The organism is Serratia sp. AKBS12, from assembly GCF_024793895.1.
GTDB lineage: Bacteria > Pseudomonadota > Gammaproteobacteria > Enterobacterales > Enterobacteriaceae > Serratia_F.
Map to the genome: position 1 here is coordinate 50088 of NZ_JANUSB010000007.1, position 19801 is coordinate 69888.

Below are 19801 nucleotides of genomic sequence, written 5' to 3' on the forward strand. Positions count from 1 at the left end.
CCGCTTGGCGTACCCGGCGCCGTAGTGCCGGGCAGGGTTATTTGCCGATACAGAAGCTGGAGAAAATCCGCCCCAGCAGGTCGTCAGAGGTGAATTCGCCGGTAATTTCGCTTAGCGCCTGCTGCGCCAGGCGCAATTCTTCCGCTAACAACTCACCCGCGTAAGCGCTTACTAACTGTTCTTTGCCCTGAAGCAGATGCTGGGCCGCCTGTTCCAGCGCCTGCAGGTGGCGTCGGCGTGCCAGGAACCCGCCTTCCATATTGCTGGTAAAGCCGATGCTCTGCTTCAAATGATCGCGCAATACCTCGATGCCCTGGCCGGTACGGGCCGACAGACGAATAAGTGAGTGACCATTCACTTCTTTTAGGCCCAGCGGTTCGCCGGTGATATCCGCTTTATTGCGCACCACGGTGATCGGCAGCGTGGCTGGCAGACGCGCCATAAACTCTGGCCAGATGTCGCCGGGCTCGGTCGCCTCGGTGGTGGTACCATCCACCATAAACAACACGCGATCCGCCTGTTCAATCTCGTTCCACGCACGTTCGATGCCGATACGCTCCACTTCGTCGCCGGCTTCCCGCAGCCCGGCGGTGTCGATAATGTGCAGGGGCATGCCGTCGATATGAATGTGCTCACGCAGCACGTCGCGGGTGGTGCCGGCAATATCGGTGACAATTGCCGCTTCACGGCCGGCTAACGCATTGAGCAAACTGGATTTTCCAGCATTTGGGCGCCCGGCGATCACCACTTTCATGCCTTCGCGCAGCAGGCTGCCCTGGCGTGCTTCGACACGCACGCTGTCCAGGTCGTTCATCACGCCGTTCAGCTGCGCTTCGATTTTACCGTCAGACAGGAAGTCGATTTCCTCATCCGGGAAGTCGATGGCAGCTTCCACGTAGATTCGCAGGTGAGTAAGTGCTTCCACAAGCTGATGGATACGGCTGGAAAATGCCCCTTGCAACGAATTGATTGCCGAACGTGCCGCCTGCTCAGAACTGGCGTCGATCAGATCGGCAATCGCCTCGGCCTGTGCCAGATCGAGCTTGTCGTTCAGGAAGGCGCGCTCAGAAAACTCCCCTGGCCGCGCAATGCGCACGCCTGGCAGCGCCAGTACGCGCTTGAGCAGCAGATCGAGGATCACCGGCCCACCGTGACCCTGCAGTTCCAGCACGTCTTCGCCGGTAAAGGAATTCGGGCCGGGGAACCACAGTGCAATGCCCTGATCGAGGGTTGTGCCGTCGGCATCGCGGAACGGCAGATAATCGGCATGGCGCGGTTTTGGCAGCTTGCCGAGCAGCGTTTGCGCCACCTGTTGGGCTGCGCGGCCGGAAATACGCAAAATGCCGACGCCACCGCGTCCCGGTGGGGTGGCTTGGGCGACGATGGTATCGCTAGTGCTCATATAGCCTAATCCTTCACATTGCAGCGCCGTTGGCTGCCGTTCTGACAATATGCAAAAAGGCGGTCTAATGACCGCCTCTTGGTGTTATTGCAAAGGGCCAGCGTGCCGAGCCCCTACAATACGCTTACGATTTTTTCTTTTCGCGGCTGTGCAGACCGCGTTTTTCCAGCCCGCGATAAATCAGCTGCTGCTGGAGGATGGTTACCAGGTTACTGACGATATAGTACAGCACCAGACCTGACGGGAACCACAGGAAGAACACTGTGAAAATCACCGGCATAAAGGTCATGATTTTCTGCTGCATCGGATCGGTAACGGTGGTAGGTGACATCTTCTGGATGAAGAACATCGTCACGCCCATCAGGATTGGCAGGATGTAGTACGGGTCCTGCGCCGACAGATCGTGGATCCACAGGGCGAACGGCGCGTGGCGCAGCTCGACCGAGCCCATCAGCATGTAATACAGCGCCAGGAAGATTGGCATCTGGATGATCAACGGCAGACAGCCACCCAGCGGGTTCACTTTCTCCGCTTTGTACAACGCCATCATTTCCTGGCTCATACGCTGCTTGTCGTCACCGATACGCTCACGCATCGCCTGCAGTTTTGGCTGCAGCATGCGCATTTTCGCCATCGAGGTGTACTGCGCCTTGGTCAGCGGGTACATGATGCCGCGCACGATGAAGGTGATGATGATGATCGAGAAGCCCCAGTTGCCGATAAAGCCGTGAATGAACTTCAGCAGTTTAAACAGCGGTTGGGAAATGAACCACAGCCAGCCGTAATCGACGGTCAGGTCCAGGTGCGGCGCCAGTTGCGCCATCTGATCCTGCAATTCCGGGCCGACCCACAGCGTGGCGTTCAGCTGCTGCTGCGCGCCCGGCTGTACTACAACCGGCGTGGCCTTGAAGCCGATGGTCGACAGGTTGTCGCCCGGTTTGGCGGTGTAGAAGGTGTTGGCACCCTGCGTTGCCGGTACCCACGCGGTGGCGAAATACTGTTGCAGCATCGCAACCCAGCCGCCCTGGGTGGAAACATTCAGGTTTTCGTCCTTGTCGAACGCGTATTTCTCGTACTTGGTATCGCTGGTCGAGTACGCCGCGCCGCGGAAGGTGTGCAGCGCAAAGTTGTTGCTGCCGGTGTCGCGGTGCTTAGGCAGCTCGGTAGTCTGCTTCAGTTGGCCGAACAGAGACAGTTCCAGCGGAGTAGTGCCTTTGTTGTTAACGCTGTAATCAACGCCAACCGCGTAATGGTTGCGCTTGAGCACGAAGGTCTTGGTGTATTCAACGCCGTCGCGAGTATAGGTCAGCGGGATGCGCAGTTCGTCCTGGCCATCAGCCAGCGTAAAGGTATCCTGTGCCGCCTGGAACAGCGGGCGTTCGCCGTTGGCCGGGTTGTCCGGGCCGTTTTTGCCTGTCAGGCCGCTTTGCGCCTGATAGACGAACGACGGGGTGGTTTCCAGCAGTTGGAAAGGCGTCGATGAACCCAGAGTATCCGGGTAGGCCAACAGTTTAGCCTGCTCGATGTCACCGCCGCGGGTGTTGATGGTCAGCGACAGCACGTCAGTGTTAACGGTAATCAGTTTACCCTGGCCACTGGCTGGCACGGCCTGGCTGGCAGCATCACCGGTTGCGGCGTTCGTGGTCTGTTGCGTGGTCTGCGCGGCTGGTTGCGGAGCGTGGTCCGTTTGCCAAGCCTGCCAGATCATGAAAGACACGAACAGCAGAGCGATGAGAAGAAGATTGCGTTGCGAATCCATCGTTAGTGTTCTCTGTTATCGTCGGTTTTCGGCGGCACGGGATCATCGCCACCTGGGTTCAAAGGGTGGCATTTTAATACGCGTTTCACTGTCAACCAACTGCCTTTTATCATGCCAAACCTGCTTAATGCCTCAATTGCGTAATGAGAGCATGTCGGCTGGAAGCGACAACGTGGCCCAAGCAGCGGACTGATAACGAGCTGATAGGCTCGCACCAGCCCGATCAGGATGCGGGAGCCTGGCGACAGTGGCGACGCCATAATTTTTCCAAAGCTTCCGTCAACGCGCGGTTATCCAGATCCGCTATCCCCTTTTTGGCTACCACCACAAAATCCATCGCCGGTAATTGGTGCTGGTGCAAGCGGAAGCTTTCGCGGGTAAGGCGTTTGATCCGATTGCGCTCATGCGCGCGTTTGACGTGTTTTTTGGCGACGGTAAGACCGATGCGGGGATGCCCCAGCTGGTTCAGGCGGCCGAGGATGGTAATTTGCGGCGTGCCGGCCCGTTGTGGCTGCTGGAAGACGAAAGTGAAATGAGTGGGAGTTAACAAACGTAACTCCCTGGGAAAAGCGAGCTTAACCACTCAGCGGGTTAGCTTTTATTACTTAGAAACAGACAGACGAGTACGGCCTTTCGCACGACGGCGGGCCAGAACTTGACGACCATTTTTGGTGGCCATACGAGCACGGAAACCGTGGCTACGGTTGCGCTTCAATACGGACGGTTGGAAAGTGCGTTTCATGGCGATTTCTACCTAAACTTAAATTGATTACTGATCAGTAAACGCGTTTGGCTACTCGGCGTGAAGACGACCGACGCCTCAATCGCAATACATAAAGAGGCGGGATTGTAATAATTGTACAGTCCTGAGTCAATTCACATCACGCCATCCCGTCATCTTTCCTGCTACAGCGGGTGTTGCCTGCAGCGTGAAATCCGTTGGGTATAGCCTACCTGGTTGCTTGCCAACGGCGAGTCAAACCCGCTATTGGCCCGTGGTCACCGCAGAATCCCGTCTGGCTAATAACGCACCATATAAGGAACCAGGTATCACACGTAGGGCGAAGATTATACGGACTCGGGGTTAAATCGCAAGGATCCCCGCGCGATCCTGGCATATAAATGAAAGATCTTCCGTGGATAACCAGGTATAACCTGTTGGCGAGGGCGCACCGGTGTGGCAACGCGCGAGATCGCACGGCGATTGCCGCCTGACGGGCGAAAAGATCGCCGTCTGCCGGGGGCTGTGGATAAAATGGATCTAATCTGTGATGAAGGGGAGGATCTCTTGCTCCGTTTGCGCTATGATCCGTCATTCCGATCGCGATCTCCTGCCGGGGATCGTGCAGGACATAAACCGTGAAAGGCGGTTCGCATGCCCCCAGGCGGTCAGCCGATGCCGGGCGTGTGTCAAAAATCATGAGTTATAAAAAAGTAGCCTGATTCTTTTCTTTTATTGATCTTGTTCGAGTGGAGTCCGCCGTGTCACTTTCGCTTTGGCAGCAGTGTCTTGCCCGATTGCAGGATGAGTTACCTGCCACAGAATTTAGTATGTGGATACGCCCATTGCAGGCGGAACTGAGTGACAACACCCTGGCGCTGTATGCGCCCAATCGTTTTGTGCTGGACTGGGTCCGCGATAAATACTTAAACAATATCAATGGACTGCTGAATGATTTCTGCGGTACGGACGCCCCGTTGCTGCGTTTTGAAGTGGGCAGCAAACCGATGGTGCAAACCGTCAGCCAGGCGGTGGCCGAAAACCGCAGCGCACCGGCGGCACCGGTGGCGCGTACTGCTGCACCTTCGCGGCCGAGCTGGGATAATGCGGCACCGCAGCCGGAGCTATCCTATCGCTCCAACGTCAATCCCAAGCACACGTTCGACAACTTCGTCGAGGGTAAGTCGAACCAGCTGGCGCGCGCGGCGGCACGCCAGGTGGCGGACAATCCTGGCGGCGCTTACAACCCGCTGTTCCTGTATGGCGGCACCGGCCTGGGTAAAACCCACCTGTTGCACGCGGTTGGTAACGGCATCATGGCGCGCAAGGCCAACGCTAAAGTGGTCTATATGCATTCGGAACGCTTTGTACAGGATATGGTCAAAGCCTTGCAGAACAACGCCATCGAAGAATTTAAGCGTTATTACCGTTCGGTCGACGCGCTGTTAATCGATGACATCCAGTTTTTTGCCAATAAAGAGCGCTCGCAGGAAGAGTTTTTCCATACCTTCAATGCGCTATTGGAAGGCAATCAACAGATCATCCTGACTTCGGATCGCTACCCTAAAGAGATCAACGGGGTAGAAGATCGCCTCAAGTCGCGTTTCGGCTGGGGGCTGACGGTGGCCATCGAGCCGCCGGAACTGGAAACCCGCGTGGCGATCCTGATGAAGAAGGCCGACGAGAACAACATCCGCCTGCCGGGCGAAGTGGCGTTCTTTATTGCCAAGCGTCTGCGTTCCAACGTGCGTGAGCTGGAAGGGGCGCTGAATCGCGTGATTGCCAACGCAAACTTTACCGGCCGTGCCATTACCATAGATTTCGTGCGCGAAGCGCTGCGCGATCTGCTGGCATTGCAGGAAAAACTGGTCACCATCGACAATATCCAGAAGACGGTGGCGGAATACTATAAAATCAAAGTCGCGGATCTGCTGTCCAAGCGGCGTTCGCGCTCCGTAGCCCGCCCGCGCCAAATGGCGATGGCGCTGGCAAAGGAGCTCACCAACCACAGCCTGCCAGAAATCGGCGATGCGTTTGGTGGCCGCGACCATACCACGGTGTTGCACGCCTGCCGGAAGATTGAGCAGCTGCGTGAGGAAAGTCACGACATCAAAGAAGATTTCTCCAACTTAATCAGAACATTATCTTCATAGCGCTATGAAATTTATCGTCGAACGTGAGCATCTGCTAAAACCGCTGCAACAGGTGAGCAGCCCGCTGGGCGGCCGCCCAACGTTGCCGATTCTGGGTAACCTGCTGTTGCAGGTGACGGAAGGCTCCCTGCTGTTGACCGGTACCGATCTGGAGATGGAGATGGTGGCGCGCGTTGCCCTATCCCAACCCCATGAAGCGGGCGCGACTACCGTCCCCGCGCGTAAATTCTTTGATATCTGCCGTGGCCTGCCGGAAGGGGCCGAAATCACCGTGCAGCTCGACGGTGAGCGGATGCTGGTGCGCTCCGGCCGCAGCCGTTTCTCGCTGTCCACGTTACCGGCGGCGGATTTCCCCAACCTGGATGACTGGCAGAGCGAAGTAGAGTTCACCTTGCCACAGGCTACGTTGAAACGACTGATTGAAGCGACCCAGTTTTCGATGGCGCACCAGGACGTTCGTTATTACCTGAACGGCATGCTGTTCGAAACCGAAGGGGAAGAGCTGCGTACCGTGGCGACCGACGGCCACCGTCTGGCGGTGTGCGCGATGCCGATAGGCCAGCAACTGCCGTCGCATTCGGTGATCGTGCCGCGCAAGGGTGTCATGGAGCTGGTGCGGCTGCTGGACGGCGGAGACACGCCGCTGCAATTGCAGATCGGCAGCAACAACATTCGCGCTCACGTTGGCGACTTCATCTTTACCTCGAAGCTGGTTGACGGCCGTTTCCCTGACTATCGTCGCGTATTGCCGAAGAACCCGGACAAAACGCTGGAGGCCGGTTGCGATCTGCTGAAACAGGCGTTTGCCCGTGCGGCGATTCTGTCAAACGAGAAGTTCCGTGGCGTGCGGTTGTACGTCAGCCATAACCAGCTGAAGATTACCGCCAACAACCCGGAACAGGAAGAGGCAGAAGAAATTCTCGACGTGATCTACGAAGGCACCGAAATGGAAATCGGCTTCAACGTCAGCTACGTGCTCGACGTATTGAACGCGTTGAAGTGCGAAGACGTGCGCTTGCTGTTGACCGACTCGGTGTCCAGCGTGCAAATCGAAGACGGCGCCAGCAAGTCTGCCGCCTATGTCGTGATGCCAATGCGTCTCTGATCGATACCCGGGCTATCCTTGCTTGCCATTTTACGCTTGGGCAGTGCTCGCAATCCTCACGTACTCTGTGTACGCTCCGGTTGCTGCGCGCTGTTCGCACGTAAACTGCCAGCGCCGATAACGCCCTCACATAGAGCGTAGTTTCCCGGTGATGGAATTGGCATGGCATTAACGCGTTTACTGATTAAAGACTTCCGCAATATCGAATCGGCGGATTTGGCACCGGCGCCGGGGTTTAACTTCCTGGTGGGCGCCAACGGCAGCGGCAAGACCAGCGTGCTTGAAGCGGTTTATACCCTCGGACACGGCCGCGCCTTTCGCAGCTTGCAGGCTGGGCGGGTAATTCGCCATGACCAGTCGGAATACGTGCTGCATGGCCGGGTAGACAGCGGCAGCGAACGCGAACTGTCGGTCGGTTTGAGCAAAAGCCGCCAGGGTGACAGCAAGGTACGCATTGATGGCAGCGACGGCCACAAAGTAGCGGAGCTCGCTCAGCTATTGCCGATGCAGCTGATTACCCCCGAAGGTTTTACCCTGCTAAACGGCGGGCCGAAGTTTCGGCGCGCGTTTCTGGACTGGGGGTGTTTTCACAACGAACCCGGTTTTTTCACCGCCTGGAGCAACCTGAAACGGTTACTGAAGCAGCGCAATGCCGCGCTGCGCCAGGTGAGCCGCTATGCGCAGCTTCGTGCCTGGGATCAGGAGCTGATCCCGTTGGCCGAGCGTATCAGCGACTGGCGGGCAGCCTACAGCGACGCAATCGCCGCGGATATCACCGCGACCTGCTCGCAGTTTCTGCCCGAATTTGCCCTGAGCTTCTCCTTCCAGCGCGGCTGGGATAAGGAAAGCGACTATGGCGAGCTGTTGGAGCGCCAGTTTGAACGCGACAGGGCACTGACCTATACCGCGGTAGGGCCGCATAAGGCGGATTTCCGCATTCGTGCCGACGGCACGCCGGTAGAGGATTTATTGTCGCGCGGTCAGCTCAAGCTGCTGATGTGCGCGTTGCGCTTGGCGCAGGGTGAGTTTCTCACCCGGCAGAGCGGGCGGCGTTGCCTGTATCTGATTGATGATTTTGCCTCCGAGCTGGACACCGGCCGACGCCGGTTGTTGGCCGATCGCCTGAAAGCCACCCAGGCTCAGGTCTTTGTCAGCGCAGTCAGCGCTGAACAGGTGACTGACATGGTGGGTGAAAAGGGCAAGATGTTCCGCGTGGAACAGGGTAAAATAGAGGTTCAACCACAGGACTAAAATGAGCGAGAAACGTTGATGTCGAATTCTTATGACTCCTCAAGTATCAAGGTATTAAAAGGGCTGGATGCGGTGCGCAAGCGCCCGGGCATGTATATCGGCGATACCGATGATGGCACCGGTCTGCACCACATGGTATTCGAGGTTGTGGACAACGCTATCGACGAAGCACTCGCTGGCCACTGTAGTGACATTCAGGTCACCATCCATGCCGACAATTCGGTTTCGGTGCAGGATGATGGCCGTGGTATCCCGACCGGGATCCACGAAGAAGAAGGCGTTTCTGCTGCGCAGGTCATCATGACCGTGCTGCACGCCGGCGGCAAGTTCGACGATAACTCCTACAAGGTATCCGGCGGCCTGCACGGCGTGGGCGTCTCGGTGGTTAATGCCCTGTCCGAGAAGCTGGAACTGGTGATCCGCCGCGAAGGCAAGGTTCACGAGCAAACCTACAGCCACGGCGAGCCGCAAACGCCGCTGAAAGTGGTTGGCGAAACCGAGCAAACCGGCACCACGGTGCGTTTCTGGCCGAGCTACCAGACCTTTACCAACCAGACCGAATTCCAGTACGACATTCTGGCGAAACGCCTGCGTGAACTGTCGTTCCTTAACTCTGGCGTGTCTATTCGTCTGAAAGACAAGCGCGACGACAAAGAAGACCACTTCCACTACGAAGGCGGTATCAAGGCGTTTGTCGAGTATCTGAACAAAAACAAAACGCCAATTCACCCGACGGTGTTTTACTTCTCCACCGTGAAGGACGATATCGGCGTGGAAGTGGCGCTGCAGTGGAACGACGGCTTCCAGGAAAACATCTACTGCTTCACCAACAATATTCCACAGCGCGACGGTGGTACGCACCTGGCCGGTTTCCGTGCCGCAATGACCCGTACCCTGAACAACTACATGGACAAGGAAGGCTACAGCAAGAAGTCCAAGATCAGCGCCACCGGTGACGATGCGCGTGAAGGCCTGATTGCCGTGGTGTCGGTCAAAGTGCCGGATCCCAAGTTCTCGTCGCAGACCAAGGACAAACTGGTGTCTTCCGAAGTGAAGACCGCGGTTGAGTCGCTGATGAACGAAAAGCTGGTGGATTACCTGATGGAAAACCCGAACGATGCGAAAATCGTCGTCGGCAAAATCATCGATGCGGCTCGTGCTCGTGAAGCGGCACGCAAGGCGCGTGAAATGACCCGTCGTAAAGGCGCGCTGGATCTGGCCGGTCTGCCGGGCAAGCTGGCGGATTGCCAGGAACGCGACCCGGCGATGTCCGAACTGTACCTGGTGGAGGGCGACTCCGCGGGCGGCTCTGCCAAGCAGGGGCGTAACCGCAAGAACCAGGCGATCCTGCCGTTGAAGGGTAAAATCCTCAACGTCGAAAAAGCGCGCTTTGACAAAATGCTGTCTTCACAGGAAGTGGCCACGCTGATCACCGCGCTGGGCTGCGGCATTGGCCGTGACGAATACAACCCGGACAAGTTGCGCTATCACAGCATCATCATCATGACCGATGCCGACGTCGATGGTTCGCACATCCGTACGCTGCTGTTGACCTTCTTCTACCGCCAGATGCCGGAAATCATTGAGCGCGGTCACGTGTTCATTGCTCAGCCGCCGCTGTACAAAGTGAAGAAAGGCAAGCAGGAACAGTATATTAAAGATGATGATGCGATGGATCAGTATCAAATCGCCATTGCCCTGGACGGCGCTACGCTGCACGCCAATGCCCACGCGCCAGCGCTGGCAGGCGAACCGCTGGAAAAACTGGTGGCGGAGCATTACAGCGTGCAGAAACTGATCGGCCGCATGGAGCGCCGTTATCCACGCGCGCTGCTGAACAATCTGATCTACCAGCCAACGCTGGCAGAAGACGACCTTGGCGATCAGGCTAAAGTACAAACCTGGATCGAGTCGCTGGTGAACCTGCTGAACGAAAAAGAACAGCATGGCAGCAGCTACAGCTACGTGATGGTTGAAAACCGTGAACGCCAGATGTTCGAACCGACGCTGCGTATTCGTACTCACGGCGTCGATACCGATTACCCGTTGGATTTCGATTTTATTCACGGCGGCGAGTACCGCAAGATTTGCCAGTTGGGAGAGAAACTGCGCGGCCTGATCGAAGACGATGCGTTCATCGAGCGTGGCGAGCGTCGCCAACCGGTCGACAGCTTCGAACAGGCGCTGGAGTGGCTGGTGAAAGAGTCCCGTCGCGGTCTGGCGGTACAGCGCTATAAAGGTCTGGGCGAGATGAACCCGGAACAGCTGTGGGAAACCACCATGGATCCGGAAAGCCGCCGCATGCTGCGCGTTACGGTAAAAGATGCCATCGCTGCCGACCAGCTGTTCACCACCTTGATGGGCGATTCGGTTGAACCGCGTCGTGCATTCATCGAAGAAAACGCCCTGAAAGCGGCGAACATCGATATCTAAGCGGCTGTCAGTCGCTGTAAAAATCCGCGCCGGGCAACCCGCGCGGATTTTTTTTATGCTTTTTTAGCCGCTGACACCGTAGGCTGAAACGCGTTAGCATGGGCAGATACTGGATCAATTCGGAGAAGTACGCATGGCGATTGAACTGATTGCAATAGATATGGACGGCACGCTGCTCAACCCGCAGCATCAGATTACCCCGGCAGTGAAGCAGGCCATTACCGAAGCGCGTCGCAAAGGGGTGCATGTGGTGCTGGCGACAGGGCGACCTTACGTTGGCGTGCAGGACTACTTGCGTCAGTTGGATATCCAGGGCGGCAACGACTACTGCATTACCTATAATGGCGCATTGGTGCTGCAAGCGGTGGACGGCGCCTGTATTTTGCAGGAAACATTGGGCTTCGACGACTACCTGCATTTCGAACAACTGGCACGCCAGCTGGGGGTTCACTTCCAGGCGTTTGATTTTGATACCCTTTACACGCCAAACAAAGACATCGGCAAATACACCGTACACGAAGCGGAAATGACCGGCATCCCGTTGAAATATCGCAGCGTGGACGAAATGGATCGCAACATGCGCTTCCCAAAAGTGATGATGATCGACGAACCGGCGCTACTCGACAGCGCCATTGCACGCATTCCGCCCGAAACGCTGGCGCAATATACCCTACTGAAAAGTGCACCTTACTACCTGGAAATTCTGCATAAAAAGGTCGACAAGGGCGCTGGCGTGAAAATGCTGGCCGATCATCTGGGTATCGCTCAGCAAAACGTTATGGCATTAGGCGATCAGGCCAATGATACCGCGATGATTGAATTTGCCGGCGTCGGCGTGGCGATGGGCAATGCGATCCCGGCGTTGAAACAGGTGGCGCAGTTCGTTACCAGCAGCAACACCGAAGACGGCGTGGCGCGCGCCATCGAAAAGTTTGTGCTCAACGCCTGACGATAAGGGGCGCTATGGCGCCCCTTCAGACTGATGACAAACCTCATTCCTGCACAGAACGAGTAGAAGACAATAGATAAAAAATCAGGAAAATCAATTTATTGATTTTCGGCTGCCGTCCAGCGTAACGCCTGCGGTTCGCCGGTCAGCCGCAAAACGCCATCATCACCCCCTGGTTACCGGCCAGGCCGTACCCGGCGTTGCGATAGGCAATAACGCCTGGCTTCAGCAGCGTTGTGACGGTATCTGCATCGAATGCGGCCAGCATTTGTTGCGGTCAAGGATGCGCATCGTCGATGGCCGTCAGGTATTTTTCCAATACGATGTTTTTACCACACAGCACCACGGCGACCTTTTTGCCCTGAAACTCTGGTGCCAGCTTGATGGCGGCGGCCAATGCGACGCCGGCGGCTCCTTCAATAATCCAGCGGTCGCTGGCCGCGATGGCGCGCATGGCCTGCCTGATTTCCGCTTCGCTGACCAGCACCTGGCGATCGATCAGCTGCTGACACAGCGGGAAGGTGACGGCCTGAGGATCGACACCGCCGGCGGTGCCGTCGGACAGCGTTTCCTGCTCATCGACCGGGTGAATGTGGCCGGCTTGCAGGGCGCTGTACATGGCGGTGGAATTTTCCGGCCAGCAGGCTATCAGCCGTGTTTTCGGCGACAAACGCTGCAATACGCTGCCAATTCCTGAAATATAGCCGCCACCACCGACCGCCACTACCACCGCGTCAAGATCCGGCTGCTGTTCCACCAGTTCCATGCCGCAGGTGCCTTGGCCGGCGACCACCTGTAAATCGTTATAGGGCGAGATATACACCTTGTTCTGCCGTTTAGCCGCCTGTTCGCCGGCCATTTCGGCATTTAGCGCATCACCGGGCACCAGCGTCACCTCGGCGCCCAGCGCGCGTATGGCGTCAACTTTCACCGAAGCGGCGTTTTCCGGTACGTAAACCGTCACGCCGATGTCCATCAGCTTACCGGCTTGCGCTACCGCCAGGCCATGATTGCCACTGGAAGAGGCGATCACCCCATCGTGCCGCTGTTGCGGGGTCAGCAACCGCAACTTGTTGCTGGCCCCGCGAAACTTGAATGAACCGGTGTGCTGCAAATGGTCGCATTTCAGCCACAGTTCACAACCCAACTGCTGCGAAAGCAGGATGCTGCGCTCCAGCGGCGTCACGCGGACCTGCGGACGCAACTGCTGGTGTGCGGCGACAATCTGGTCAAATAACTGGCTCATAATAATCCTTTTATATTTTTCAGATAGTTGTAGACAGTAGCGCGGCCAATACCAAGAATTCTGGCCACGTAGCCAGCGGCGTTTTTACCTTTGAAGGCCCCCTCGTGATACAGCGCCTCTACCAACGCGCGTCGGCCGGCGCCGTTCAGCGCAGCCAGCGTTTGCTGCCGTTGTTGCAGCCAGTTATGCACAAAGGTGTTGATGCGCTCTTGCCAGTCATCCTGAAACAGCATCTCTGGCTGCGGCTGCAAGGCGTTACCAGCAAGGAAGGATTCCAGCGCGGCTTTGGCACCTTCTAACACGCTGATATCAAGATTGATGCACAGCAGGCCAATGGGTTGGTTACGATCGTCGCGCAATACCGCGCTGATAGAGCGCAGCTGTCGGCCGTCCCAATTGCGTTTCAGATAGGGGCCCAGTATCTGCAACTGGCGATCTTGCTGTAACTCGCTCATGTTGGAGGCTTCGCCGATTTCACGCTGTGAGCGGTTATTGGCGATGTAGACCAGCGTCTGGCTGGCCAGATCGTGGATCGCCACTTCGGCGTAAGGAGCAAACAGCAGGGCGATAGCATCGGCGATGGCGTGATAACGGCTCAGCATGACCAATATCCATTAGACTTAAAAATCTAATTTAGAATTTATTTTCTAGTTTGTAAATCATGATAACTGTTGATGTGGTGTTTTTTTTGTGATCAATCTTGTGTTACAAGATGGGTTTTCATGCCTACAATAGGTAGCGTTGTATCAAGTAACCAATCGATTTTTAATTGTCAGTAACGCGTTTTTCCGGCCGTGTAAATAAAAAACCACTGGATGCGTAATTTGTCGTCAACAGATTATGCAGCAATTAATATATTAATCAGGGGCATGAGCTATGGAAGATAATACTTATTCCACAACAATTAAGAAGATGAATAAACGTATCATTCCATTTATCATGTTGCTTTACCTTATTGCCTATATTGATAGATCGAATATTTCTATCGCCGCATTGCAGATGAATGCCGATCTGGCGCTCAGCGCCGAAATGTACGGTATTGCTGCCGGGATTTTTTATATTTCCTACATTATTTTTGAAATTCCCAGCAACATATTATTAAGTCGAATCGGTGCCAAGGTATGGATTGCACGTATCATGGTTACCTGGGGTGTCATCGCCGCCGGTATGAGTTTGGTACAAACGCCGATGCAGCTTTATGTCATGCGATTTTTACTCGGCGTGGCCGAGGCCGGATTTACTCCGGGTATTATTTATTATCTTTCCTGTTGGTATCCGCGTAGCGATCGTGCGCGCGCTATGTCGATGTTTTATATCGGCGCGGCGTTGGCGTCGGTGATTGGCCTACCGCTGTCTGGCAGCATCCTGAATATGCATGGCCTATTTGATATGGCCGGGTGGCGCTGGCTGTTTCTGCTTGAAGGTATCCCGGCGATAGTGCTGGGTGTCGTGACCTATTTTTACCTCGATGACGCGCCGCATCAGGCAAAATGGTTAGCGCCTACGCAACGTCGGTGGCTGGTCGATAAAATGGCGGGTGAAATGGCCGGCGCGACTATCGGACAATCACATGGCTGGGGTCGGGCCCTGACCAACGGGCGGGTGTGGGCGTTGAGTTTCATGTGGCTGTTACAGGCATTCGGTACCATAGGTATCACGCTATTTTTGCCATTAATCATCAAGGGTGTCGTCACGGAGCAAAGCTCGTTTGTCGTCAGTGTGCTTTCCGCCATTCCGTTTTTCTTTGCCTGTATTTTTATGTATTTCAATGGCAAACATTCCGATTTGTCCGGTGAGCGCTCCGTGCATTTGGGGGCGCCGCTGATTGTCGCAGGTCTCCTGCTGCTGGCGGCGATTTACTGTCAGAACATGGTATTGGCCTACGGCATGCTGGTGCTCACCGTTGCGTTAAACTGGGCGATCACCCCTATTTTTTGGGCGGTAACGACCGAATCGATTACCGGAGTGGCCGGTGCGGCATCGATAGCGTTGATTAATGCGGTAGCGAATATTGCCGGTCTGGTATTTCCACCAGTCATGGGGCGAATTAAAGATATGACCGGGAGCTATGATATTGCGCTGATGGCCATTGCCGCGGCGTTAGTGACTGGTGGCATTATCGGTCTGCGGCTTGGTAGGCCCATCGTTGGCGTGGGTACTCTCCGGGAGAATAACAATGGCTAGTATTTTGCAACTTTCACCTTTGCCACAAGGTTTGGTGGTGCGGCTGCGCCAATATTTTTCTGTGGTGGATGGGCGAAAACTGACGCCAATGGAACACGCGGCGCGGATTGATGAGTTCGTTGTATTACTGGTTGATGGCGAAACGGCGGTCAGCGCGGCGCAGATTGCTGCCTGGCCGCAGTTGAAGCTGATTGCCGTATTTGGCGTGGGTTATGAGCGGGTGGATGTGCTGGCTGCGCGGGCACGGGGTGTTCGTGTCACGCATACGCCCGGGGTATTGACCGATGACGTCGCCGATTTGGCGATTGGGCTGCTGTTGGCGACGGCTCGTCAGATTGGCGGCGCTCAACGCTTTATTGAGCGCGGTGACTGGTTGCAAGGCAGTTATCCATGGACGCGTAAGGTAAGCGGCGCACGCCTGGGCATTGTTGGGTTGGGAAGAATCGGGCGAGCGATAGCTCAGCGCGCGGCGGCCTTCGATATGGAGATTGGTTATCATTCCCGCCAGCAATATGCCGATTTTCCCGGCCGCTTTTTTGCGACAGCATTAGCGCTGGCCGATCGCTGCGATTTTCTGTTGGTCTGCACCAACGGTGGAGTAGCAACACGGGCATTAGTAGATGCTCAGGTATTGGCGGCATTGGGTTGTAACGGCATTTTAATCAACGTTTCGCGAGGTTCTGTGGTGGATGAAGCGGCGTTAGTGGCGGCTATTGACCAAGGGACTATTGCCGGCGCCGGTCTGGATGTTTTTGAACGTGAGCCGCAAGTGCCGGCCGCGTTGATGGGGCGGGACAATGTGGTTCTGACCCCACATATGGCCAGTGCAACCCACAGTACGCGGCAGATGATGAGCGATCTGGTGTTCGACAACGTAACCGCATATTTTGCCGGCCATCCCTTGCCAACGCCGGTCGCGGAAAGCCCTAATTCGTAATGCCATTCTACCGTCATGATTCTTCAACCCGTTCATCATGCAGATACTGGGTAATTGATTCCCCCCCTGTGCATTGTCTATTTTGTGATCCAGATTGTAGTACAACTTAATATTTTGGTACTACAATCATCCCGTGGTTAGCGATAAGAAGTTAAAGATTGTGCTGCAATCGCAGGAACCAACAGCGCCAGCGGAGTAAAGTGAAGCAACCACCCGCAGGTGAAGACACGGAGCAACCATGAAGCAGCAGATCAGTAAAACCGACCGCATCATCATCGACATTGGCCAGCAGATCGTCGGCGGCAAGTACGTACCGGGGGCGGCGCTGCCGTCCGAGGCAGAGTTGTGCGAAGAGTTTGAAACTTCACGCAATATCATTCGCGAAGTGTTGCGCGCGCTGATGGCCAAGCGGTTGGTGGAGGTCAAACGCTACCGCGGCGCCTTCGTCACCTTGCGCAACCAGTGGAACTATCTGGATACCGAGGTACTGAACTGGGTGCTGGCGCAGGATTATGACCCGCGGTTGATCGCGGCGATGAGCGAAGTGCGTAATCTGGTGGAACCGACCATCGCTCGTTGGGCGGCAGAGCGTGCCACCTCCAGTGAACTGGCGGTAATAGAAGCGGCGCTGAACGACATGATTGCCCACCATCAGGAGCGCGAACTGTTTAACGAGGCCGATATTCGCTACCACGAAGCGGTGTTGGCAGCAGTGCATAACCCGGTGTTACAGCAGCTCAGCGTCGCGATCAGCTCATTGCAGCGTGCGGTGTTTGAGCGCACCTATATGCCGGACGAAGACAACATGCCGCGTACGCTGCGCGAGCATCAGGATTTGTATGACGCCATCCGCCATCAGGATGCGGATGCCGCCGAACGGGCGGCGCTCACCATGATCGCCAGCTCGACCAAAAGGTTAAAGGACATGCTATGAGCAACGGCTTTATCGCGATTGACTGGGGTTCCACCAACCTGCGCGCCTGGCGTTATGAAAATGGCACCTGCGTGGACAGCGTACGCTCCGAGGCCGGCGTGACCCGGCTCGGTGGCCGCACGCCGCAGCAGGTGTTCGGCGAACTGATGGCGCGTTGGCAACAGCCGCTGCCGGTGGTGATGGCGGGGATGATCGGCAGCAATGCCGGCTGGTTGCAGGCGCCTTATCTGCCATGCCCCACGCCGCTGACCGGTCTTGCTCGCCAGGCGATCGCGGTAGAGCAGGCGTTGCCGTATCACGCCTGGATTATTCCGGGCATCTGCGTTGACGCCGAGGATAACCTTAACGTGATGCGCGGTGAAGAAACCCAGCTGTTGGGGGCTCATGCCGAACTGCCGTCGCCGCTGTACGTTATGCCGGGCACCCACAGCAAATGGGTGCAGATGGACGGTGATACGCTGGTGGACTTTCGCACCGTAATGACCGGTGAGCTGCACCATCTGCTGCTGAGCCAGTCGCTGATTGGCGTTGGACTCGGCGCCCAGCGGCCCGATGCGCAGGTGTTTGAGCGCGGGTTGGCGGCGGGGCTTGGCGAGCGCCATCTGGTGCGTCGGCTGTTTGAAACCCGTGCCGCCCATCTGCTGGGAAAACTGGAAAAAAGCGCGGTCAGCGATTGGCTTTCCGGTCTGTTGATTGGCAACGAAGTGGCGCAAATGCAGCAGCAATATCCGCTGGCGGCGCACACGGCGTTAACGGTGATCGGTAATCCGGCGCTGGTTGAACGCTACGGACGGGCGTTCGACATGGCGGGTATAGGCTATCGCACGCTGGATGGCGACCGCGCTTTTCAAACTGGGATCGGGAGCATTGCCAATGAGCTGGAAAACTGAACTGCCGTTGATTGCCATTCTGCGTGGCATTACGCCGCAGGAAGCCGTCGCTCACATACAGACGTTGCTGGACGCCGGTTTCGACGCGATCGAAATTCCGCTGAACTCGCCAGAATGGACGCAGAGCATCGGCGAAGCGGCAAGGATATTCGGTGAACGTGCGCTGATCGGCGCAGGCACCGTATTGCAGGAGTTGCAGGTGGAACAGCTGGCCGCGCTGGGAAGCAAACTGGTGGTGACGCCGAACACCCAACCGGCGGTGATCCGCCGGGCGGTCGCGCTTGGCATGACGGTCTGCGCCGGTTGCGCCACCGCCACTGAAGCGTTCAACGCGCTGGATGCCGGTGCACAGGCGTTGAAAATCTTCCCGTCGCTGTCGTTTGGCCCGGATTACATCAAAGCGCTGAAAGCCGTGCTGCCACCGCAGGTGCCGGTTTTCGCCGTCGGTGGCATTACGCCGGAAAATCTGCATCAGTATTTGGCCGCCGGTTGCGTTGGGGCAGGGTTGGGCAGCGATCTTTACCGCGCCGGCCAGCCGCTGGAACGCACTGCGCAGCAGGCCGCCGCTTTCGTTCGAGCCTATAAGGAAGCCACACGATGAAAATAACCAAACTGACCACCTATCGGCTGCCGCCGCGCTGGATGTTCCTGAAAGTTGAAACCGACGAGGGCATTGTCGGCTGGGGCGAGCCGGTGATTGAAGGGCGGGCTCGCAGCGTCGAAGCGGCGGTGCATGAGCTTGCCGAATATGTGGTCGGGCAGGATCCGGCACGTATCAATGATATTTGGCAAACCCTATATCGCGGCGGATTTTATCGCGGCGGGCCGATACTGATGAGCGCGATTGCCGGTATCGATCAGGCGCTGTGGGATATCAAGGGCAAGGCGCTGGGCGTGCCGGTGTATCAGCTGCTGGGTGGTCTGGTGCGCGATAAAATCAAGGCCTACAGCTGGGTTGGCGGCGATCGCCCTGCCGAGGTGATTGCCGGCATTGAAAAACTGTCGCAGATTGGCTTCGATACCTTCAAGCTCAACGGCTGCGAAGAGATGGGCATCATTGACAACTCACGAAAAATCGACGCGGCGGTGGCGGTGGTGGCGCAGATCCGCGAAGCGTTTGGCAACAAGATCGAATTTGGCCTGGATTTCCACGGCCGGGTCGATGCACCGATGGCCAGGGTATTAATCAAAGAGCTGGAGCCGTACCGCCCGCTGTTTATCGAGGAGCCGGTATTGGCCGAGCAGGCGGAATACTATCCGCGGCTGGCTGCGCAAACGCATATTCCCATTGCTGCCGGTGAACGGATGTATTCGCGCTTTGATTTCAAACGGGTGCTGGCCGACGGCGGCTTGGCGATTATTCAGCCGGACCTGTCCCACGCCGGTGGCATTACCGAATGCTTCAAGATTGCCGCGATGGCTGAATCATACGACGTGGCCTTGGCACCGCACTGCCCGCTGGGGCCGATCGCACTTGCCGCCTGCCTGCACGTGGATTTCGTCTCCCGCAACGCGGTGTTCCAGGAGCAAAGCATGGGTATTCACTATAATCAGGGCGCAGAGCTGCTGGATTACGTGCTGAATCAGGATGATTTCGCCATGGCTGATGGCCATTTCTATCCGCCTAGCAAGCCGGGGTTGGGGGTGGAAATCAACGAGGAGCTGGTAATTGAGCGCAGCAAACAGGCTGCCGACTGGCGCAACCCGGTGTGGCGCTATCCCGACGGCGCGGTGGCCGAGTGGTAAACCCTCTTAACCGATAATAATTAGATTTACTCAACGGCTTTACCTCGACAGCGCCCGGCTGAGGCTTCGCCGTGGCCGGGTGCTCACCTGC

The 19801-nt window shown here is 56.6% G+C and carries 19 protein-coding genes; 11 read left to right on the forward strand and 8 right to left on the reverse strand.

Annotated features, from left to right (window positions below):
- Window positions 1-37: 37 nt before the first annotated feature.
- From mnmE to rpmH, 5 genes are all read right to left on the reverse strand, one after another.
- Window positions 38-1402 carry a tRNA uridine-5-carboxymethylaminomethyl(34) synthesis GTPase MnmE gene (gene mnmE, locus NYE85_RS04845; RefSeq protein WP_259003438.1) on the reverse strand — a complete coding sequence of 455 codons (1365 nt, stop codon included), beginning with the start codon at window positions 1400-1402 and terminating at the stop codon, window positions 38-40.
- Between the two features lie 124 nt (window positions 1403-1526).
- Window positions 1527-3161, reverse strand: a complete 1635-nt coding sequence (gene yidC / locus NYE85_RS04850; RefSeq protein ID WP_259003439.1) for a membrane protein insertase YidC — start codon at window positions 3159-3161, stop codon at window positions 1527-1529.
- Window positions 3162-3163: 2 nt separating this feature from the next.
- Complete coding sequence (yidD, locus tag NYE85_RS04855) at window positions 3164-3421, reverse strand: membrane protein insertion efficiency factor YidD (RefSeq protein WP_071586643.1); 258 nt, start codon at window positions 3419-3421, stop codon at window positions 3164-3166.
- On the reverse strand, window positions 3385-3744 hold the full coding sequence (rnpA, locus tag NYE85_RS04860) for a ribonuclease P protein component (protein ID WP_071586644.1): 360 nt from the start codon (window positions 3742-3744) through the stop codon (window positions 3385-3387). Before rnpA ends, yidD begins: the two co-directional genes overlap by 37 nt.
- Window positions 3745-3762: 18 nt before the next feature.
- Window positions 3763-3903, reverse strand: a complete 141-nt coding sequence (gene rpmH / locus NYE85_RS04865; protein ID WP_005976668.1) for a 50S ribosomal protein L34 — start codon at window positions 3901-3903, stop codon at window positions 3763-3765.
- Window positions 3904-4643: 740 nt separating this feature from the next.
- On the opposite strand from rpmH, the gene dnaA reads away from it, so the two are divergent.
- The 5 genes from dnaA (at window position 4644) to yidA (ending at window position 11773) form a co-directional block, all read left to right on the forward strand.
- Window positions 4644-6035, forward strand: a complete 1392-nt coding sequence (gene dnaA, locus NYE85_RS04870) for a chromosomal replication initiator protein DnaA (protein ID WP_259003447.1) — start codon at window positions 4644-4646, stop codon at window positions 6033-6035.
- A gap of 4 nt (window positions 6036-6039) precedes the next feature.
- The gene (gene dnaN / locus NYE85_RS04875; RefSeq protein ID WP_004956990.1) at window positions 6040-7140 is read left to right on the forward strand and encodes a DNA polymerase III subunit beta; all 1101 of its coding nucleotides are present in this window, start codon (window positions 6040-6042) and stop codon (window positions 7138-7140) included.
- Window positions 7141-7302: 162 nt separating this feature from the next.
- The gene (gene recF, locus NYE85_RS04880) at window positions 7303-8391 is read left to right on the forward strand and encodes a DNA replication/repair protein RecF (protein ID WP_259003450.1); all 1089 of its coding nucleotides are present in this window, start codon (window positions 7303-7305) and stop codon (window positions 8389-8391) included.
- Window positions 8392-8409: 18 nt separating this feature from the next.
- A complete protein-coding gene (gene gyrB / locus NYE85_RS04885; protein WP_259003451.1) occupies window positions 8410-10824 on the forward strand; it encodes a DNA topoisomerase (ATP-hydrolyzing) subunit B in 2415 nt (804 codons plus the stop codon).
- A gap of 133 nt (window positions 10825-10957) precedes the next feature.
- Complete coding sequence (gene yidA / locus NYE85_RS04890) at window positions 10958-11773, forward strand: sugar-phosphatase (RefSeq protein ID WP_259003452.1); 816 nt, start codon at window positions 10958-10960, stop codon at window positions 11771-11773.
- Window positions 11774-11918: 145 nt separating this feature from the next.
- On the opposite strand, the gene NYE85_RS04895 is transcribed toward yidA, so the two are convergent.
- The 3 genes from NYE85_RS04895 to NYE85_RS04905 are packed head-to-tail and all read right to left on the reverse strand — an operon-like array spanning window position 11919 to window position 13621.
- The gene (locus tag NYE85_RS04895) at window positions 11919-12041 is read right to left on the reverse strand and encodes a hypothetical protein (RefSeq protein WP_259003454.1); all 123 of its coding nucleotides are present in this window, start codon (window positions 12039-12041) and stop codon (window positions 11919-11921) included.
- A 9-nt stretch (window positions 12042-12050) separates the two neighbouring features.
- Window positions 12051-13019, reverse strand: a complete 969-nt coding sequence (locus NYE85_RS04900; protein ID WP_259003455.1) for a threonine/serine dehydratase — start codon at window positions 13017-13019, stop codon at window positions 12051-12053.
- Window positions 13016-13621, reverse strand: a complete 606-nt coding sequence (locus tag NYE85_RS04905) for a transcriptional regulator (RefSeq protein ID WP_259003457.1) — start codon at window positions 13619-13621, stop codon at window positions 13016-13018. The genes NYE85_RS04900 and NYE85_RS04905 overlap by 4 nt, the downstream gene beginning before the upstream one ends.
- A gap of 274 nt (window positions 13622-13895) precedes the next feature.
- Between NYE85_RS04905 and NYE85_RS04910 the strand changes: the two genes are divergently transcribed.
- From NYE85_RS04910 to dgoD, 6 genes are all read left to right on the forward strand, one after another.
- On the forward strand, window positions 13896-15203 hold the full coding sequence (locus NYE85_RS04910) for an MFS transporter (RefSeq protein WP_259003458.1): 1308 nt from the start codon (window positions 13896-13898) through the stop codon (window positions 15201-15203).
- On the forward strand, window positions 15196-16140 hold the full coding sequence (locus NYE85_RS04915) for a 2-hydroxyacid dehydrogenase (RefSeq protein WP_259003460.1): 945 nt from the start codon (window positions 15196-15198) through the stop codon (window positions 16138-16140). The genes NYE85_RS04910 and NYE85_RS04915 overlap by 8 nt, the downstream gene beginning before the upstream one ends.
- A gap of 238 nt (window positions 16141-16378) precedes the next feature.
- Window positions 16379-17074 (forward strand): FadR/GntR family transcriptional regulator, encoded by a 696-nt coding sequence (locus NYE85_RS04920; protein ID WP_259003461.1) that lies wholly within the window; start codon window positions 16379-16381, stop codon window positions 17072-17074.
- Complete coding sequence (locus tag NYE85_RS04925) at window positions 17071-17964, forward strand: 2-dehydro-3-deoxygalactonokinase (RefSeq protein WP_259003462.1); 894 nt, start codon at window positions 17071-17073, stop codon at window positions 17962-17964. The genes NYE85_RS04920 and NYE85_RS04925 overlap by 4 nt, the downstream gene beginning before the upstream one ends.
- Window positions 17948-18565, forward strand: a complete 618-nt coding sequence (locus NYE85_RS04930; protein WP_259003464.1) for a 2-dehydro-3-deoxy-6-phosphogalactonate aldolase — start codon at window positions 17948-17950, stop codon at window positions 18563-18565. Before NYE85_RS04925 ends, NYE85_RS04930 begins: the two co-directional genes overlap by 17 nt.
- A complete protein-coding gene (gene dgoD, locus NYE85_RS04935; RefSeq protein WP_259003465.1) occupies window positions 18562-19710 on the forward strand; it encodes a galactonate dehydratase in 1149 nt (382 codons plus the stop codon). The genes NYE85_RS04930 and dgoD overlap by 4 nt, the downstream gene beginning before the upstream one ends.
- The last annotated feature ends 91 nt before the right edge of the window (window positions 19711-19801 follow it).

Bases quoted from the DNA above. Each gene is read 5' to 3' on its own strand.
- NYE85_RS04915 (WP_259003460.1), top strand. From the start codon at position 15,196: ATGGCTAGTATTTTGCAACTTTCACCTTTGCCACAAGGTTTGGTGGTG.
- gyrB (WP_259003451.1), top strand. From the start codon at position 8,410: ATGTCGAATTCTTATGACTCCTCAAGTATCAAGGTATTAAAAGGGCTG.
- dnaN (WP_004956990.1), top strand. From the start codon at position 6,040: ATGAAATTTATCGTCGAACGTGAGCATCTGCTAAAACCGCTGCAACAG.
- NYE85_RS04900 (WP_259003455.1), bottom strand. From the start codon at position 13,019: ATGAGCCAGTTATTTGACCAGATTGTCGCCGCACACCAGCAGTTGCGT.
- dgoD (WP_259003465.1), top strand. From the start codon at position 18,562: ATGAAAATAACCAAACTGACCACCTATCGGCTGCCGCCGCGCTGGATG.
- yidC (WP_259003439.1), bottom strand. From the start codon at position 3,161: ATGGATTCGCAACGCAATCTTCTTCTCATCGCTCTGCTGTTCGTGTCT.
- NYE85_RS04910 (WP_259003458.1), top strand. From the start codon at position 13,896: ATGGAAGATAATACTTATTCCACAACAATTAAGAAGATGAATAAACGT.
- NYE85_RS04905 (WP_259003457.1), bottom strand. From the start codon at position 13,621: ATGCTGAGCCGTTATCACGCCATCGCCGATGCTATCGCCCTGCTGTTT.
- mnmE (WP_259003438.1), bottom strand. From the start codon at position 1,402: ATGAGCACTAGCGATACCATCGTCGCCCAAGCCACCCCACCGGGACGC.
- NYE85_RS04920 (WP_259003461.1), top strand. From the start codon at position 16,379: ATGAAGCAGCAGATCAGTAAAACCGACCGCATCATCATCGACATTGGC.
- recF (WP_259003450.1), top strand. From the start codon at position 7,303: ATGGCATTAACGCGTTTACTGATTAAAGACTTCCGCAATATCGAATCG.
- NYE85_RS04930 (WP_259003464.1), top strand. From the start codon at position 17,948: ATGAGCTGGAAAACTGAACTGCCGTTGATTGCCATTCTGCGTGGCATT.
- NYE85_RS04895 (WP_259003454.1), bottom strand. From the start codon at position 12,041: ATGCTGGCCGCATTCGATGCAGATACCGTCACAACGCTGCTGAAGCCA.
- yidD (WP_071586643.1), bottom strand. From the start codon at position 3,421: ATGGCGTCGCCACTGTCGCCAGGCTCCCGCATCCTGATCGGGCTGGTG.
- yidA (WP_259003452.1), top strand. From the start codon at position 10,958: ATGGCGATTGAACTGATTGCAATAGATATGGACGGCACGCTGCTCAAC.
- NYE85_RS04925 (WP_259003462.1), top strand. From the start codon at position 17,071: ATGAGCAACGGCTTTATCGCGATTGACTGGGGTTCCACCAACCTGCGC.
- rpmH (WP_005976668.1), bottom strand. From the start codon at position 3,903: ATGAAACGCACTTTCCAACCGTCCGTATTGAAGCGCAACCGTAGCCAC.